The following is a 14,384-nucleotide window of genomic DNA, read 5'->3' as shown; positions in this document are numbered from 1 at the left end:
CAAACTATCCTTTAATTTCGGTTAGCAGACCTACTTTTGAAATGCCCGCACGATTCAATTCATCCAGAACCAGTATCACTTCTGCATAAGGCGTTGCAGCATCACCGCCAACCGCAACCGGTGAATCCGGTTTCAACGACAATTCAGCTTTGACTCTAATGATGACATCTTGCAGCGAAAGACCCCGCTCGACTTCCTCATTATTTACGCTCAACCCGAGACGACCTTCTTTATCTATTTCCACGATGATAAAACTACTATCACTATCACCTTTCAGCTCAGCCGCTGACTTTGAAGTGGTTGTTTTAGGAAGCTCGACGTCAACGCCTTGAGTGACAAACGGCGATGTCACCATAAAAATAATCAGCAACACGAGCATAACGTCGATATAAGGGACAACGTTAATCTCAGCTGTCAACTTGCGCTTTTTACGCTGGTAACCCACCATCGTCTATTCCCTACCAGCCATCGCTTGGCGGTGAAGAATGCTATGAAATTCTTCAGAAAAGGTGGCGTAATTATGCTCTAATTTGCTGACTTTATTGCTCAACCTGTTGTAAGCCATCACCGCAGGAATAGCCGCAAATAAACCCATGGCGGTCGCAATCAGCGCCTCTGCAATACCAGGAGCCACCATTGCTAACGTCGCTTGCTTCACCGCACCTAACGCAATAAATGAGTGCATGATTCCCCATACCGTACCAAATAATCCAATGTATGGGCTGATAGAACCCACGGTCGCTAGAAATGGCAGACTGGTCTCTAACTCGTCCACTTCCCTTGCGACAGCAACTCGCATCGCACGTCCCGTCCCTTCCATGATGAAATCGGGTGAAGTGGCGTTAGTCTTGCGTAAACGCGCAAATTCGGTAAAGCCAGAATAAAAAATCTCTTCTGTACCCAAAAGTTCATCTTTACGCTTTTTGACATCTTGATAAATAACGGATAAGTCAGTACCAGACCAAAATTTGTCTTCGAAAGCATCAGCGTTCTTTTCTGCTTGGGAAAGGACTTTACTACGTTTGATGATCATCGCCCACGAAACGATAGACATCCCCAAAAGGATTAGCATCACCATCTTGACCAATAAGCTGGCTTGCAAAAACAGATCGAGAATTGAGATATCAGCAGTCACTATGGGTTAACTCCAAAATTATTGATTGAGGCATCGCTTTTGGCCTCATGTTCTGATTGTCGATGCATGCTACCTTAACTATTGCTTTACACAATACTTTACCTTCAGGATTGACGAGCTCTTGACAGAAGATCAGTGAGGCTTTTTTCAACGCCGAAATCACAGTATTTATCGTCAGCATATCGTCTAAACGTGCAGCTTGTAGAAAATCGATGTCAACGTGCCTGACCACAAAACCAATGTTCTGCTGCAAAAGCGTCTGCTGAGACACTCCAACTGCGCGTAACATTTCAGTTCGGGCTCGTTCAAAGAATTTAAGATAGTTTGAGTGATAGACGACACCACCAGCATCCGTATCTTCATAGTAAATCGTTACAGGCCAATGAAAGGCTGAGGCTGTATTTTGCACAAAGGTTCCAACACATATACAGATTTAGGCGGATACTATAACGCAACTCATTGACGTTAGTACAAGCATTGAGTGGACTTTTACAAAACTTGAAACAAAAAATTAGTGCTGTCTCAAAGAGGCAGCACTAATGTGGGTCGTTAATCAACCTTCGACAGGTTATTCATACACAGTAAATATCAAACTAGTCGAATAATCGTTAGGTAAATTAAGATCGATAATGAAATGTAGGGGCTAAACAATAATTGCCAAAACCATTTGCGTGGTCTAAAGCCAACACCAAAAACCATACTTGCACACAGCGCCCATATCATGAGTGGTGAAATAACCGCGTTAAAACCACCAATGCTCTGAGAATATAGCTCGGGATCCCACATAATCATGGCGATATGATAAAAACCAAGCAAGAGCGATAAGACTCTGAGCAGAGTCTTATCAACCAATTTATGGTACTCAGTGACTTGCATTGCAAGTTTACTCACTGTCTTTGTCCATCATTTCGGAATGCTCTAACCAAAGAGCGTTGATGATGCCAAATGCACAAGCTAAAAGCACACCTAGAATCCATGCGAAATACCACATATCTATGCTCCTTAGTAAAGTGAGTTTTTGTTTTCTTCAATAAACTTGCTATCAAGACGACCAAACATCTTGTAGTAAGTCCAAGTAGTGTAACCAAGAATGATAGGTACCATTACAAAAGCGACCACTGTCATTAAGTTCAACGTCAATTCACTCGATGTTGAGTCCCACATGGTCAAGCTGTTACTTGGTACTAAGCTTGAAGGCATGATAAATGGGAACATCGCAAAACCAGCGGTGAAAATCACACCCGCATTGGCTAAGCTAGAAGCCAAGAATGCAAGACCACCTTTTTCAAAACGCGACGCCAACACAGCAAGTAGTGGCATGGCAACACCCAAAGCTGGTGCGATCCATAGTAATGGGTAAGCGTTGAAATTAGCCATCCACGCCCCCGCCTCACGTATCACTTCTTTATTGAGTGGGTTTGATGCGGCATGTGTATCAATGACGCTGGTAATCACGTAACCATCGATGTTTTGGATCCAAAACCCTGCAGCGACGAAAGTAATAGCAACCAACAAGCCCATTAGTTGAGCGACGCCACGAGCGCGTGCATGCAGCTCATCGGTGGTTTTCATCTGTAGCCAAGCGGCACCTTGTAAAATAATCATAAACAAGCTGACTAAGCCACAAAGCAGAGCAAATGGGTTCAACAGACCAAAAAATGAACCGTGATACGTTGGCATCATGAAATCACTGAGTTGGAATGGCACGCCTTGTAGTAAGTTGCCAAAGGCAACACCAAAGATGACTGGTGGTACAAAGCCACTAATTGAAATACAGATATCCCAAGTATTACGCCACTTTGGATCTTCAATTTTTGAACGGTAATCCAAACCGATCGGACGAAGCCATAATGCAGCCAATGTAACAATCATAGCCAAATAAAATCCGGAAAATGATGTCGCATAGACTAACGGCCAAGCCGCAAACAGTGCACCACCTGCCGTGATAAGCCAAACTTGGTTACCATCCCAGTGTGGAGCAATAGAGTTGATCATGACACGACGCTCACTGTCATTCTTACCAATGACGGGAACAAGAGCACCAACGCCCATGTCAAAACCATCTGTGATTGCAAAACCAACCAGCAGTACGCCGATCAGCACCCACCAAATTAGTCGCAAGATTTCGTAATCAAACATTATTCTATCTCCCTGCCTTATGCTTCGACTTGACGGCTAACTTTGTCTTCAACAGAGTTTGCGTTTTGCTCAAAGTGATAACGACCAGTTTTCAGGCTGCTAGGCCCTTTACGAGCAAATTTAACCATCAGGTAAACTTCAGCAATCAAGAACACAGTGTACAGTGCAAGAATCGCAAACAATGAGGTCCATAATTCGCCCAGAGTTAGCGCAGAAGCGGCAACATTGGTCGGCAATATTTCACCAACAGCCCATGGTTGACGGCCATATTCAGCAACAAACCAACCTGCTTCAATTGCAATCCACGGTAGAGGAATACTGAACAAGGCGGCTTTAAGTACCCATTGTTTTTGCTCAATTTTCTGACGGCAAGTTTGAATAAATGCTGCACCAAAGACAAATAGCATCACAAAACCAACACCAACCATCAGACGGAATGACCAAAATAGTGGCCATACGGTTGGTATTGAATCATCGGCGGCGGCTTGAATTTGCTCTTCCGTTGCATCGCTCACTTTATCGGTATAACGTTTTAGCAATAAGCCGTAGCCCAAATCGCCTTTCACTTCTTCAAAAGCGGCAATGTTTGCTGGCGATTTTTCGCCTGCACGTAATTTCTCTAACAGTTCATAGGCATACATACCGTTACGAATTCGGTCAACGTGTTGATCGCGTAGATCGCGTAACCCTGTGACTTCGGTATCCAGTGAACGTGTAGCGATAATACCCATCACGTACGGAATTTTTACTGCATAATCGGTGTGCATGGCGTCTTGGTTAGGCAAACCAAACAGTGTAAATGCAGCCGGTGCAGGTTCCGTGTGCCACTCGGCTTCAATCGCAGCCAGCTTCACCTTTTGAACTTCACCCACTTCATATCCTGATTCATCACCAAGCACAATCACGGACAAAATAGCGGCCATGCCGAATGATGCAGCGATAGCGAATGAGCGGCGTGCAAACGCAACGTCTCGACCTTTCAGCAAGTAATATGAACTAATACCAAGAATGAACATCGCGCCAGTGGTGTAACCAGAAGCTACGGTATGCACAAATTTCACTTGAGCGACAGGGTTGAAAACGACTTCAGCAAAGCTGACCATTTCCATACGCATAGTTTCAAAATTGAATTCTGCGCCAACTGGGTTTTGCATCCAACCATTCGCAATCAAGATCCAAAGTGCCGAGAAATTGGACCCCAGAGCAACCAACCAAGTCACGCCCAAGTGCTGGCGTTTTGATAGTCTATCCCACCCAAAGAAGAACAAACCGACAAAGGTTGATTCTAAAAAGAAGGCTACAAGTGCTTCAATCGCAAGAGGGGCGCCAAAAATGTCACCTACATAGTGGGAATAGTATGACCAGTTTGTACCGAACTGGAACTCCATAGTGAGGCCAGTGGCCACCCCAAGGGCAAAGTTAATACCAAAAAGCTTACCCCAGAACTTTGTCATGTCCTTATAGATTTGCTTATCAGTCATTACATACAAAGATTCCATGATGGCTAAAAGAAAAGCCATACCTAGAGTCAATGGAACGAACAGGAAGTGATACATCGCTGTCAGTGCAAACTGCAACCGCGATAGATCAACGACGTCAATCATGGTAACTCCTTTGTGCCGGCTGAATGACACTTTTGACATGCTAAACGGGTTAAAATTCCTCAAAATTCATCAGTGATATAACCTCATCAAATGTTGAAAAATATCAGAATTTTGTTGCAAGCATGTACCGTTATGGTTAGTTAATTGTTAAGCATCAGCTAATATAGCTGGGACTAATACTACTTCTAAATGCAGGTTGTTTCAAAAGATTTATGGGAGAAAAAAGCCTTGATTTACATCAATTTTCACGCGGCAAATCTGAACAAAAAAAGAACAAAATGATCCACATCAAAGGAAGAATGAAATTGTTGTGAGTATTTAGTGAAAGGGATAGAAATTAATACAACGAATCACACAGAGAGTTAACAATACACTTCACATCATTAACTCTTTAGTGATAAGGAAATTATCATAAATAAGATGTAGTTCACACTTTGTGCTTACCACCTAAAAATGACAATGAGGTGTAAACTTATTTTTCAATTCCGAAGTGAAGATAGGCGCGATCGGTCGCCATTCGTCCTCTTGGTGTCCGTTGTAAATAACCTTGTTGGATAAGAAAGGGCTCTAACACATCTTCAATGGTATCTTTTTCTTCGCCGATTGCAGCAGCTAGGTTATCGAGACCAACAGGGCCACCGCCAAATTTGTCCATAATCGCTAGTAATAGCTTTCTATCCATATAGTCGAAACCTTGGCTATCAACATCCAACATGTTTAGCGCTTTATCTGCAGTCTCTATACATATGTGCCCGTTGCCTTTCACTTCAGCGTAATCTCGAACTCGGCGCAATAAACGGTTGGCAATCCGAGGCGTTCCCCTTGCTCTCCTAGCCACTTCAAGTGCACCATCCGCTTCCATCGACAATCCTAAACAGTCCGCGCTTCTTTGCACTATGTACTGTAGATCATCAATTTTGTAATACTCAAGGCGCTGTACAATACCAAAGCGATCACGCAAGGGTGAGGTTAACGAGCCAGCGCGAGTTGTTGCTCCAATCAGCGTAAAAGGGGGTAAATCGATTTTAATGGACCGAGCGGCTGGACCTTCGCCAATCATTATATCGAGCTGGTAATCTTCCATTGCGGGATAAAGAATTTCTTCAACCACCGGACTTAATCGATGAATTTCATCAATAAAAAGAACGTCGTTCTCTTCAAGGTTAGTCAGTAATGCCGCCAAATCGCCTGCTTTTTCCAATACCGGACCAGAAGTTGTGCGGATATTCACTTCCATCTCATTGGCAACGATATTGGCTAATGTTGTTTTTCCAAGCCCTGGAGGGCCAAAAATCAGGAGATGGTCGAGTGGTTCGCTGCGCATTTGTGCCGCTTTAATGAAGATTTCCATTTGATTGCGTACATGATCTTGGCCACGATAATCCGCTAATTTTTTGGGACGAATCGCGCGATCAATAATATCTTCATCTTTAAAAATAGGGCTATCAGGAGCAATTAAGCGATCAGCTTCAATCATACCATTGCTCTCAAGGCTTCTTTAATCAGCGCTTCACTGGTCATGTCAGCTTTCATTACTTGTGCCACTACTTTAGAAGCTTGTTGAGGCTTATAACCCAAAGAAAGTAACGCACTGATCGCTTCTTCTTCCGCATTGCTCGTGAGCGCTTCCAAGGAATTGTTATCGACTGGCGCAGCGTCAGTAGCGGGAGTGAAGAGGTCACCGGCTCCCCAACCTTTCAGCCTATCTTTCATCTCAACAACCAAACGTTCAGCGGTTTTTTTACCCACGCCAGGAAGCTTAACTAATGTGGAGATATCTTCACGCTCAACGCATGAAACAAATTGACCCGCCGTCATTCCGGACAAAATACCCAAGCCTAATTTTGGCCCGACGCCATTCGCTTTAATCACTTCACGAAATAAAGCTCGCTCTTTTACCGTGTTGAAACCATATAAAAGCTGCGCATCTTCTCGGACCACAAAATGGGTATAAATGACCGCTTCTTCGCCCAATTTAGGGAGTTCATAGAAGCAACTCATTGGCATTTGGACTTCATAACCAATGCCAGCGACTTCAATCAATAGCTCTGGAGGTTGCTTTTCAATCAGAATGCCGCGAAGACGTCCAATCACAGGAAATTCCTTAGAGAAATGAGGTTATTTGACTCGGATGATAATAAATAACTGGATGTATAGCCAGTAGAAAAATACCACCTCGTTCGAGATCGGTTTTTCAGCGATATCGGCCTTTTTTAGCACTGCTTGCCCGCCCAGCTAACGCGATCAAGGTTTTATTGGTATTCGCATGACAAATTGCCACACCCAGAGCATCAGCGGCATCCGCTTGTGGCTTAGCCGATAATTTGAGCATTTGCTGGACCATATGTTGCACCTGCGCTTTATCAGCACTACCCGTACCAACTACAGATTGTTTAACCAGTCGAGCGGCATATTCATAGACTGGAAGATCCGCATTCACCGCCGCCACAATAGCACTGCCCCTTGCTTGCCCGAGTTTGAGTGCTGAGTCCGCATTCTTTGCCATAAATACTTGCTCGATGGCAAAAACATCAGGTTGAAACTGTGTGATGATTTCCGTCACGCCAGCGTAAATTTGCTTGAGCCGCCCAGGTAACTCTTTTTCGGATGTACGAATACATCCACTACCAAGATAGTACAAATATCGTCCATGCTGCCTGATCACACCATAACCTGTGATTCGCGAGCCGGGATCTATACCTAAAATAATTGACATGAAAACCTTAATCGTGGACGAAAAACAAAATGGGCTTAACCAATAAAGTTCAAGCCCATCATCGACAAGTTAACTGCCTGATTATTTACGACGCCAAGTAGTCCCACTTGGGCCATCTTCTAAAATGATGCCGAGTTCGTTCAACTTATCGCGTGCCACGTCAGCATTAGCCCAATCTTTTGCTGCACGTGAGTCATTACGCAGTTTGATCAAAGCTTCAATCTCCGCCACTTGTTCGTCGCTATTAGTGTCTCCTTTAAGAAACGCTTCTGGATCTTGATGCAAAATTCCAATCACATCGGCAAGCTCACGCATAAGTGCGCCAAGAGCGCTGGCTTGCTGAAGATTTTCTGTCTTCAACTTGTTGATATCACGTGCCATATCAAACAATACGGAATAAGCCTCTGGCGTATTAAAGTCATCATTCATCGCTATCGTAAAGCGACTGACATACTCTTCACCGCCCGCAACTGCTACGGTTAAATCCAACCCTCTCAACGCTGTGTATAGACGCTCTAGCGAGGCACGCGCTTGTTTTAGGTTATCTTCGCTGTAATTTAATTGGCTGCGATAATGGCCCGACATCAAGAAATAGCGCACCGTTTCCGCATCATAGTGAGCAAGTACATCGCGGATTGTGAAAAAATTCCCTAATGATTTAGACATTTTTTCTCTATCCACCATCACCATGCCACTGTGCATCCATGTGTTCACATAGGGAGTGTCATGTGCGCAGCATGATTGAGCAATTTCATTTTCATGGTGAGGAAACTGCAAATCAGAGCCTCCACCATGAATATCAAAGTGGTTACCCAAAATCGCTGAATTCATCGCCGAACATTCGATGTGCCAGCCTGGGCGTCCTTCTCCCCATGGGGAGTCCCAAGTGGGCTCTCCCGGCTTCGACATTTTCCACAACACAAAATCAAGTGGGCTACGCTTAGCAAGATCAACATCAACACGAGCGCCCGCTTGAAGCTGATCGAGATCTTGTTTGGATAACTTGCCGTATTCGTCAAATTTGCTGACTTCAAACATCACATCACCATTAGAAGCAACGTAAGCAAAACCGCGTTCAATCAGTCGTTGCACCAAGCCTATGATTTCTTGGATATAAGCGGTTGCACGAGGCTCGACATCTGGACGTTTCATATTCAATGCATCGAAATCTGCATGCATGTCTGCGATTAAGCGCTCGGTTAGCGAATCGCAAGATTCACCATTTTCGGCAGCACGTTTAATGATTTTGTCATCAATATCAGTGATGTTACGCACAAATGTAAGGTCATAGCCTAAGTAGCGCAAGTAGCGAGAAATCACATCAAAAGAAACGAAGGTGCGACCATGGCCAATATGACAGAGATCATAAATGGTGACTCCACAGACATACATACCCACTTTGTTGGCATGAATTGGTTTGAATTCTTCTTTTTGTCTAGTGATTGAGTTATATATTTTCAGCATGATCTCTATCTAATAACTGTTTGAACTAAAATGGCTTCACAGTATAACAACTCTAGCCTAGCTTGGTCATCCTTATTCTCTCGCAATAATACGGCCCCTAAAGACATTTGTTGATTTGAATGTGTCCAAAGTTCAGTTAAAATCCGGGCCTCAACGAAAAATAGATAAAGGTAACTATCATGATCATCCTTCACACGAATTTTGGTGATATTAAAATTCAACTTAATGAAGAAAAAGCACCAGAAACAAGCGCAAACTTTCTACAGTACTGCCGTGACGGTTTTTACGATAACACTCTGTTCCACCGCGTTATCGATGGATTCATGATTCAAGGCGGCGGCATGACCTCTGGCCTAAAAGAAAAAATAACTCGCGCAACGATTAAAAACGAAGCCAACAATGGCCTAAGCAATAAGATCGGTACTCTTGCCATGGCGCGCACTATGGATCCACACTCTGCAAGTTCTCAGTTTTTCATCAACGTGAACAACAACACATTCCTAGATTTTCGTTCAGAAAGCCGAGATGGCTGGGGCTACTGCGTGTTCGCTGAAGTGATCGAAGGTATGGATATTGTGAACAAAATAAAAGCCGTGAGCACAGGCTCTATGGGCATGCATCAAGATGTTCCACTAGAAGAAGTGTTCATTTCTGGCACAACCATCGAAGAGTAACGGTAAAAGGAGCGCTATGCGCTCCTTATTTTTATTATGCATACACTATTTATTTCTGATTTACACCTAAGCCCTTCTCGACCAGATATCACCGAGTGTTTTATCCGTTTCATGCGCGAAGAAGCCATTCATGCCGATGCACTGTACGTGCTTGGCGATCTTTTCGAATTTTGGATAGGTGACGATGATAATTCACCTTTCGCCAACCAAATAAAATCGGAATTTAAACAACTGACTCGCGAAGGGGTTCCTTGCTATTTTACTCAAGGAAACCGCGACTTCTTGCTTGGCAAACGATTTGCGAAAGAAACCGGAATTACTCTTCTCCAAGAAGAACAAGTAATTGACCTTTACGGAAAAAAAGCCGTGGTGTTGCATGGCGACACACTCTGTATTGACGATATAAAGTATCAAGCCTATCGAAAGAAGGTTCACCAGCCTTGGCTACAATGGGTATTTAATCGGCTGCCATTTTTTGTAAAGGTTCGTATTGTGGGTAAAGTACAGTCAGGCATCCATAATGATAAGCAAATGAAATCTATGGATATTATGGATGTTACACAAAGTGAAGTGGATAGAGTTCTGACCCAGTATGGGGTCGATTTAATGATTCATGGCCATACTCATCGACCAGAGATTCATCACAGAAATCAACTTCATGGCACCGCAACGCGAATTGTTTTGGGTGACTGGTACACCCAAGGTTCAGTCTTAGTCTATGCTAATGATGGTTACGAACTGCAAACTCGACCTTTTAGTTCTAAAAACTGACGCCAAGTCGCACTCTGGTACTAATTGGTTTAAGTGGTCGAATCAAAAGTTAAGCTATAATAAGTATAATCAATAATATCAATAATTAGATAAGAGTCTTGCCTTGAAATACTCCTATATCGCCAGACAACCCATACTCGATCGTGACCGAAAAACTATCGGCTACGAGCTGCTATTTCGAGACGGTCCTAAGAACACCTTTCCAGATATAGACCCAGACTTAGCAACGAGCCGGTTACTCTCTGATCATTTTTTATCCACTCATTACAATACGCTGGGTAAGCATTTAGGGTTTGTCAATTTTCCTTATCAAAGCCTGATTAACCTCGTGCCTACGCTTTTTCCTGCGCAAAACTTGGTCGTTGAGGTATTGGAAGATTGCGAACCAACTTTAGAGTTATTAGAAGCAATTAAAAAGATGGCGAAGCTTGGTTACCGAATTGCGCTTGATGACTTTGTACCCAGTTCAGGCTGGCTCGTCTTCTTCCCCTATGTGTCAATTATCAAATTTGACATCCGTATCGTTCCCCTTGAAAAAGCCGCTCGCTTTATTCAAAAACTTGGTGCGACGAAAATTGAGTTCCTTGCTGAGAAAGTAGAAACCTATGAAGAGTTTAAGCAAGCTAAAAAGGCGGGCTTTACCTATTTTCAAGGCTACTTTTTTAGCAAACCAGAGATGTTACAGCGCAAAGCGTTAGAGCCTGCATTTCTTACTGTGGTGCAACTGTTCAAAGAAATAGCCAAATCTAACCTCGATTACAAAGCCATTGAGGAGCTTGTCGCCACCGACCTGACCCTGTCTTATAAACTGTTAACCTTTGTTAACTCATCCGCGACAGTCAGTTCAAAGATCCACTCATTTAAACAAGCGCTGATTTATCTCGGCGAACAACGATTGAGAAAGTTTATCTCCTTGGTTGCGATTGCTTCGACGCAAGAATCTAAACCGGATTATTTGTATGGCTTATCCATTCAAAGGGCAAGATATTGCGAACTGATCGGTGTGAAAGCAAAAATGAACGTTGAACCCGGTTCGGCCTTCCTGACAGGAATGTTTTCGCTACTCGATAGCCTACTTGATCAACCTTTAGAAAGTATCATGGAAGAGATGCCTATCGACGAATACGTTAAACTTGCACTAATAGAGGGGAAAGGAGAATTAGGTCTGGTACTTGAATTAACTCGAGCTTATGAACAGGCTGACTGGCAAAAGGTTGAGAAAATTGCTCATGCATTAAGTATCGAAGAACCCGTGGTGAAAGAGTGTTACAACGAAGCTGTGAAATGGACAGCCGATTTACTGGGTGTCCATTCCTGAGTAGACATCGAGTTTAGATCTCCTTAAACTTCCCCGTCTTATATGAATGGGCAATTTGAGAGGATTTATGAGCCAATGCTATTGTGGTCGCCATTTAGATTACCAACACTGTTGTGAACCAATCCACAGTAATTCAGCTTTAGCCATCTATCCAGAACAACTGATGAGAGCCCGCTATAGTGCCCATGTTCTGGGTTTGGTTGATTTCGTCATCAATACCTATCATCCGAGTTGCAATGCACCACAGCAACGCGACGCGATTGAAGAATCAATCAACAGTCAATGGTGTGGGCTAGACGTCATCTCCGCAAGTATCCGCAACAACGAAAATGAAGGCTTCGTTCATTTCAAAGCCTATTACACACAGAATCAACAGCAATTTTGTCTGCAAGAACGTTCACGATTTATACGAGAAAATGGTATCTGGTTCTACATTGACGGTGAATTTCCACAGGAGAACACACCAACGAAGCTAGGACGAAATGACCCATGTCATTGCGGTAGCGGCAAGAAATTTAAGAAGTGTTGTGGGTAGAAGATTAAAACCATATTTCACACTGACCTTAATTATCACCCTATTGATTATTAAGCCATAACTTAAACTGGTTTTGTTCTCCAGGAGACGCCTTCAAATAGATCATTTTCATCAAATCTACTAACTGATTTTCTTGAGATGTAGATTTAATACTTTGTGATTGTTCAGGTAAAAAGCTTTCCGTTCCACTGCCGATTGTAATGTAGCTCACAGGTATGGCGGCTATACCACCTTTTATATTGTAGTCTCTAGCTTCTTGTACATAATTACGACCAATCTGTACCCCATTCTCAATCAAGGTGCCCTGTACTATGTCTATGTACTCACCTTTTTTTGTATCCTTCAACTTCCAATCAAGCGGTGAAATTTCCCTTTGTGCTTCTCGATAGGATTTAAATGTTGGAAGTTCAAATATCATTTCTGCTGAAGAAGCTTTGAACTTAGCAATAATCACATCTCCATACACCGTTTTTATCAAATCCTTACCAACAAATTCAGGTTGATATTTAAAAACAATTTGATTTATCCCTTCTTTTAAGAAGATTCGATTACCTTTCGCGCTATAGCTTTTATCAAAATCTGGTTTTTCCATATTGATAGCTAATACCTTAACATCTTCATCTACCAGTAAGATATTTGCCAAAGCGTTACTCATAGTAAAACAAGTGACAAGAATAATGGCTATTGACCGAAAAATTTTCATTAATATGTTCCTCTACTGGAAAATACAAGACCCAGCAAAAGCCGGGTCTTACAATTAGGAATTAAATTCTAACTACTACCAGTAGAAACGTGCACCGACGCCGAAATTAGTTTTATCGTCAGTCTTAGCATCTGCTGTTGTAGTACCTTCAAAGTTATAACCTACTTCAGTAAAGACGCGAGCCCATTTAGAGAACTTATACTCAATACCAACGTACGATAGAGAAGCGTCCGAATCAACTGTTCCTGATACGTTAGAAGAACCTAGTACTAACTCATAGCCAGCATAAAGAGTGGTCTTATCAGCCACAGCAAACATACCTGCTAAAGAAATCCCATGAGAATCAACAGTCTCATTAGTTGGTTTATCTTCAGCTTCATTGTAGTAGTAAGTCAAACCTAAAGTGTGTTCACCAAGTGAGTACTCCCCTGTCACTTCGAAAGATAGATTCTCAGTGTCATGAGCTACGCTTCCAACTGCAATTTTGTTTACAGAAGAAAGAACACCTGCATGCATAGATAGATCACCGAAAGATTTACCTACAAATACCTCACGAATTTCTTCATTTTTATCTTTCTCGCCTAGCGCGTAACCTGCTTTTAGCCAGAAAGAGTCATTTTCGAAAGCGTATTTGATTTGAGAGTCATTGTTCCACTCGTGTCCGTAAAGCAGTGCAGAACCGCCGAAGAAGTAAGAGTAATCTGCACCATATACATCATCAGCAAACGTGCCTTCTTTACCAATACGGACAACGCCATATTCACCCATATCAAAACCGAATATGTGGCGACGTACAAAAACAGTATCATCAGTACGCTCACTTGAATCAGCACCAGCACCGTAGTTATCACCTAACGCTACGCCGATTTCAACTTCACCCAGAATTTTTAAGTTATCATTTACAACGTAAACACCGTTGACACCGACACGTGAAGAGCTAGTGTTTAGCTCTGCGTTATGGTCTGTCTTATCTAGGAATAGTAGAGTTGGACGCAATTGGCCGTAGAAATCTACCGAACCTTCTTCAGATTTGAATACTTCAGCTGCGTTAACTGAGCTTGCTGCCGCAAGCACTGCTAGTGCTAATAGAGTCTTTTTCATAATTAATCCACTGCCTTTTCTTATGTATGGGAATTCCTTATCCGGTTCCCTTTGTTTTTGCTGGCAACTTCCAAATTTAAACTCGGTTCGTTGCCGCCATTAAATCTCAAGGATTAGATTGCAAAAGATTATCCTGCATGTCAAATATCCTAAAAAATAAACAAAAATAAAGGTAAAAATAATTAAAAACATATAGTTACATGATTTTTTCATAAAATTACGGG

General features: G+C 42.7%; 17 protein-coding genes. 4 read left to right on the top strand and 13 right to left on the bottom strand.

Annotated elements, in window-relative coordinates; all coding sequences use genetic code 11:
* Positions 1-4: 4 nt before the first annotated feature.
* From tolR to cysS, 11 genes are all read right to left on the bottom strand, one after another.
* Positions 5-448, bottom strand: a complete 444-nt coding sequence (gene tolR / locus AACU59_RS11085) for a protein TolR (RefSeq protein WP_013856574.1) — start codon at positions 446-448, stop codon at positions 5-7.
* Positions 449-451: 3 nt separating this feature from the next.
* Positions 452-1,135, bottom strand: a complete 684-nt coding sequence (gene tolQ, locus AACU59_RS11080; RefSeq protein ID WP_013856573.1) for a protein TolQ — start codon at positions 1,133-1,135, stop codon at positions 452-454.
* The gene (gene ybgC / locus AACU59_RS11075) at positions 1,125-1,544 is read right to left on the bottom strand and encodes a tol-pal system-associated acyl-CoA thioesterase (protein WP_017042272.1); all 420 of its coding nucleotides are present in this window, start codon (positions 1,542-1,544) and stop codon (positions 1,125-1,127) included. The genes tolQ and ybgC overlap by 11 nt, the downstream gene beginning before the upstream one ends.
* A gap of 179 nt (positions 1,545-1,723) precedes the next feature.
* Positions 1,724-2,026, bottom strand: a complete 303-nt coding sequence (gene ybgE / locus AACU59_RS11070; RefSeq protein ID WP_013856571.1) for a cyd operon protein YbgE — start codon at positions 2,024-2,026, stop codon at positions 1,724-1,726.
* Positions 2,019-2,126, bottom strand: a complete 108-nt coding sequence (gene cydX, locus AACU59_RS11065; protein WP_000270284.1) for a cytochrome bd-I oxidase subunit CydX — start codon at positions 2,124-2,126, stop codon at positions 2,019-2,021. The genes ybgE and cydX overlap by 8 nt, the downstream gene beginning before the upstream one ends.
* A gap of 11 nt (positions 2,127-2,137) precedes the next feature.
* Positions 2,138-3,274: a cytochrome d ubiquinol oxidase subunit II gene (gene cydB / locus AACU59_RS11060; RefSeq protein WP_019283297.1), complete on the bottom strand. Its 1,137-nt coding sequence runs from the start codon at positions 3,272-3,274 to the stop codon at positions 2,138-2,140.
* Between the two features lie 17 nt (positions 3,275-3,291).
* A complete protein-coding gene (cydA, locus tag AACU59_RS11055; protein ID WP_029189795.1) occupies positions 3,292-4,878 on the bottom strand; it encodes a cytochrome ubiquinol oxidase subunit I in 1,587 nt (528 codons plus the stop codon).
* A gap of 472 nt (positions 4,879-5,350) precedes the next feature.
* The gene (gene ruvB / locus AACU59_RS11050; protein WP_017042275.1) at positions 5,351-6,355 is read right to left on the bottom strand and encodes a Holliday junction branch migration DNA helicase RuvB; all 1,005 of its coding nucleotides are present in this window, start codon (positions 6,353-6,355) and stop codon (positions 5,351-5,353) included.
* A complete protein-coding gene (gene ruvA, locus AACU59_RS11045; RefSeq protein WP_013856566.1) occupies positions 6,352-6,972 on the bottom strand; it encodes a Holliday junction branch migration protein RuvA in 621 nt (206 codons plus the stop codon). The genes ruvB and ruvA overlap by 4 nt, the downstream gene beginning before the upstream one ends.
* A gap of 100 nt (positions 6,973-7,072) precedes the next feature.
* On the bottom strand, positions 7,073-7,594 hold the full coding sequence (gene ruvC, locus AACU59_RS11040; protein WP_013856565.1) for a crossover junction endodeoxyribonuclease RuvC: 522 nt from the start codon (positions 7,592-7,594) through the stop codon (positions 7,073-7,075).
* Between the two features lie 81 nt (positions 7,595-7,675).
* Complete coding sequence (cysS, locus tag AACU59_RS11035; RefSeq protein WP_094144608.1) at positions 7,676-9,058, bottom strand: cysteine--tRNA ligase; 1,383 nt, start codon at positions 9,056-9,058, stop codon at positions 7,676-7,678.
* A 179-nt stretch (positions 9,059-9,237) separates the two neighbouring features.
* On the opposite strand from cysS, the gene AACU59_RS11030 reads away from it, so the two are divergent.
* The 4 genes from AACU59_RS11030 to AACU59_RS11015 all read left to right on the top strand — a co-directional run bounded on the left by AACU59_RS11030 (position 9,238) and on the right by AACU59_RS11015 (position 12,356).
* On the top strand, positions 9,238-9,732 hold the full coding sequence (locus AACU59_RS11030; protein WP_161437589.1) for a peptidylprolyl isomerase: 495 nt from the start codon (positions 9,238-9,240) through the stop codon (positions 9,730-9,732).
* A 36-nt stretch (positions 9,733-9,768) separates the two neighbouring features.
* Complete coding sequence (gene lpxH / locus AACU59_RS11025) at positions 9,769-10,503, top strand: UDP-2,3-diacylglucosamine diphosphatase (protein WP_017048060.1); 735 nt, start codon at positions 9,769-9,771, stop codon at positions 10,501-10,503.
* A gap of 103 nt (positions 10,504-10,606) precedes the next feature.
* Positions 10,607-11,821 carry an EAL and HDOD domain-containing protein gene (locus AACU59_RS11020; protein WP_094127160.1) on the top strand — a complete coding sequence of 405 codons (1,215 nt, stop codon included), beginning with the start codon at positions 10,607-10,609 and terminating at the stop codon, positions 11,819-11,821.
* 67 nt (positions 11,822-11,888) lie between these two features.
* Positions 11,889-12,356 carry a YchJ family metal-binding protein gene (locus AACU59_RS11015; RefSeq protein WP_141195582.1) on the top strand — a complete coding sequence of 156 codons (468 nt, stop codon included), beginning with the start codon at positions 11,889-11,891 and terminating at the stop codon, positions 12,354-12,356.
* 40 nt (positions 12,357-12,396) lie between these two features.
* Here the strand turns inward: AACU59_RS11015 and AACU59_RS11010 are convergent, their stop codons facing one another.
* The gene (locus AACU59_RS11010) at positions 12,397-13,059 is read right to left on the bottom strand and encodes a DUF2057 family protein (protein ID WP_161437588.1); all 663 of its coding nucleotides are present in this window, start codon (positions 13,057-13,059) and stop codon (positions 12,397-12,399) included.
* Positions 13,060-13,134: 75 nt separating this feature from the next.
* Complete coding sequence (locus tag AACU59_RS11005; protein WP_161437587.1) at positions 13,135-14,160, bottom strand: porin; 1,026 nt, start codon at positions 14,158-14,160, stop codon at positions 13,135-13,137.
* Between the last annotated feature and the right edge of the window lie 224 nt (positions 14,161-14,384).

Origin of the sequence: Vibrio sp. V23_P3S9T160 (assembly GCF_963886625.1) — a bacterium.
GTDB classification, from domain to species: Bacteria; Pseudomonadota; Gammaproteobacteria; order Enterobacterales; family Vibrionaceae; genus Vibrio; species Vibrio anguillarum.
This window is presented reverse-complemented; position numbering and strand designations above follow the sequence as displayed.

Coding starts and splice junctions, on each gene's coding strand:
- tolR (WP_013856574.1), bottom strand. CDS start 448: ATGGTGGGTTACCAGCGTAAAAAGCGCAAGTTGACAGCTGAGATTAAC.
- ruvB (WP_017042275.1), bottom strand. CDS start 6,355: ATGATTGAAGCTGATCGCTTAATTGCTCCTGATAGCCCTATTTTTAAA.
- AACU59_RS11030 (WP_161437589.1), top strand. CDS start 9,238: ATGATCATCCTTCACACGAATTTTGGTGATATTAAAATTCAACTTAAT.
- AACU59_RS11015 (WP_141195582.1), top strand. CDS start 11,889: ATGAGCCAATGCTATTGTGGTCGCCATTTAGATTACCAACACTGTTGT.
- AACU59_RS11005 (WP_161437587.1), bottom strand. CDS start 14,160: ATGAAAAAGACTCTATTAGCACTAGCAGTGCTTGCGGCAGCAAGCTCA.
- cysS (WP_094144608.1), bottom strand. CDS start 9,058: ATGCTGAAAATATATAACTCAATCACTAGACAAAAAGAAGAATTCAAA.
- cydB (WP_019283297.1), bottom strand. CDS start 3,274: ATGTTTGATTACGAAATCTTGCGACTAATTTGGTGGGTGCTGATCGGC.
- cydX (WP_000270284.1), bottom strand. CDS start 2,126: ATGTGGTATTTCGCATGGATTCTAGGTGTGCTTTTAGCTTGTGCATTT.
- lpxH (WP_017048060.1), top strand. CDS start 9,769: ATGCATACACTATTTATTTCTGATTTACACCTAAGCCCTTCTCGACCA.
- cydA (WP_029189795.1), bottom strand. CDS start 4,878: ATGATTGACGTCGTTGATCTATCGCGGTTGCAGTTTGCACTGACAGCG.
- ruvC (WP_013856565.1), bottom strand. CDS start 7,594: ATGTCAATTATTTTAGGTATAGATCCCGGCTCGCGAATCACAGGTTAT.
- AACU59_RS11010 (WP_161437588.1), bottom strand. CDS start 13,059: ATGAAAATTTTTCGGTCAATAGCCATTATTCTTGTCACTTGTTTTACT.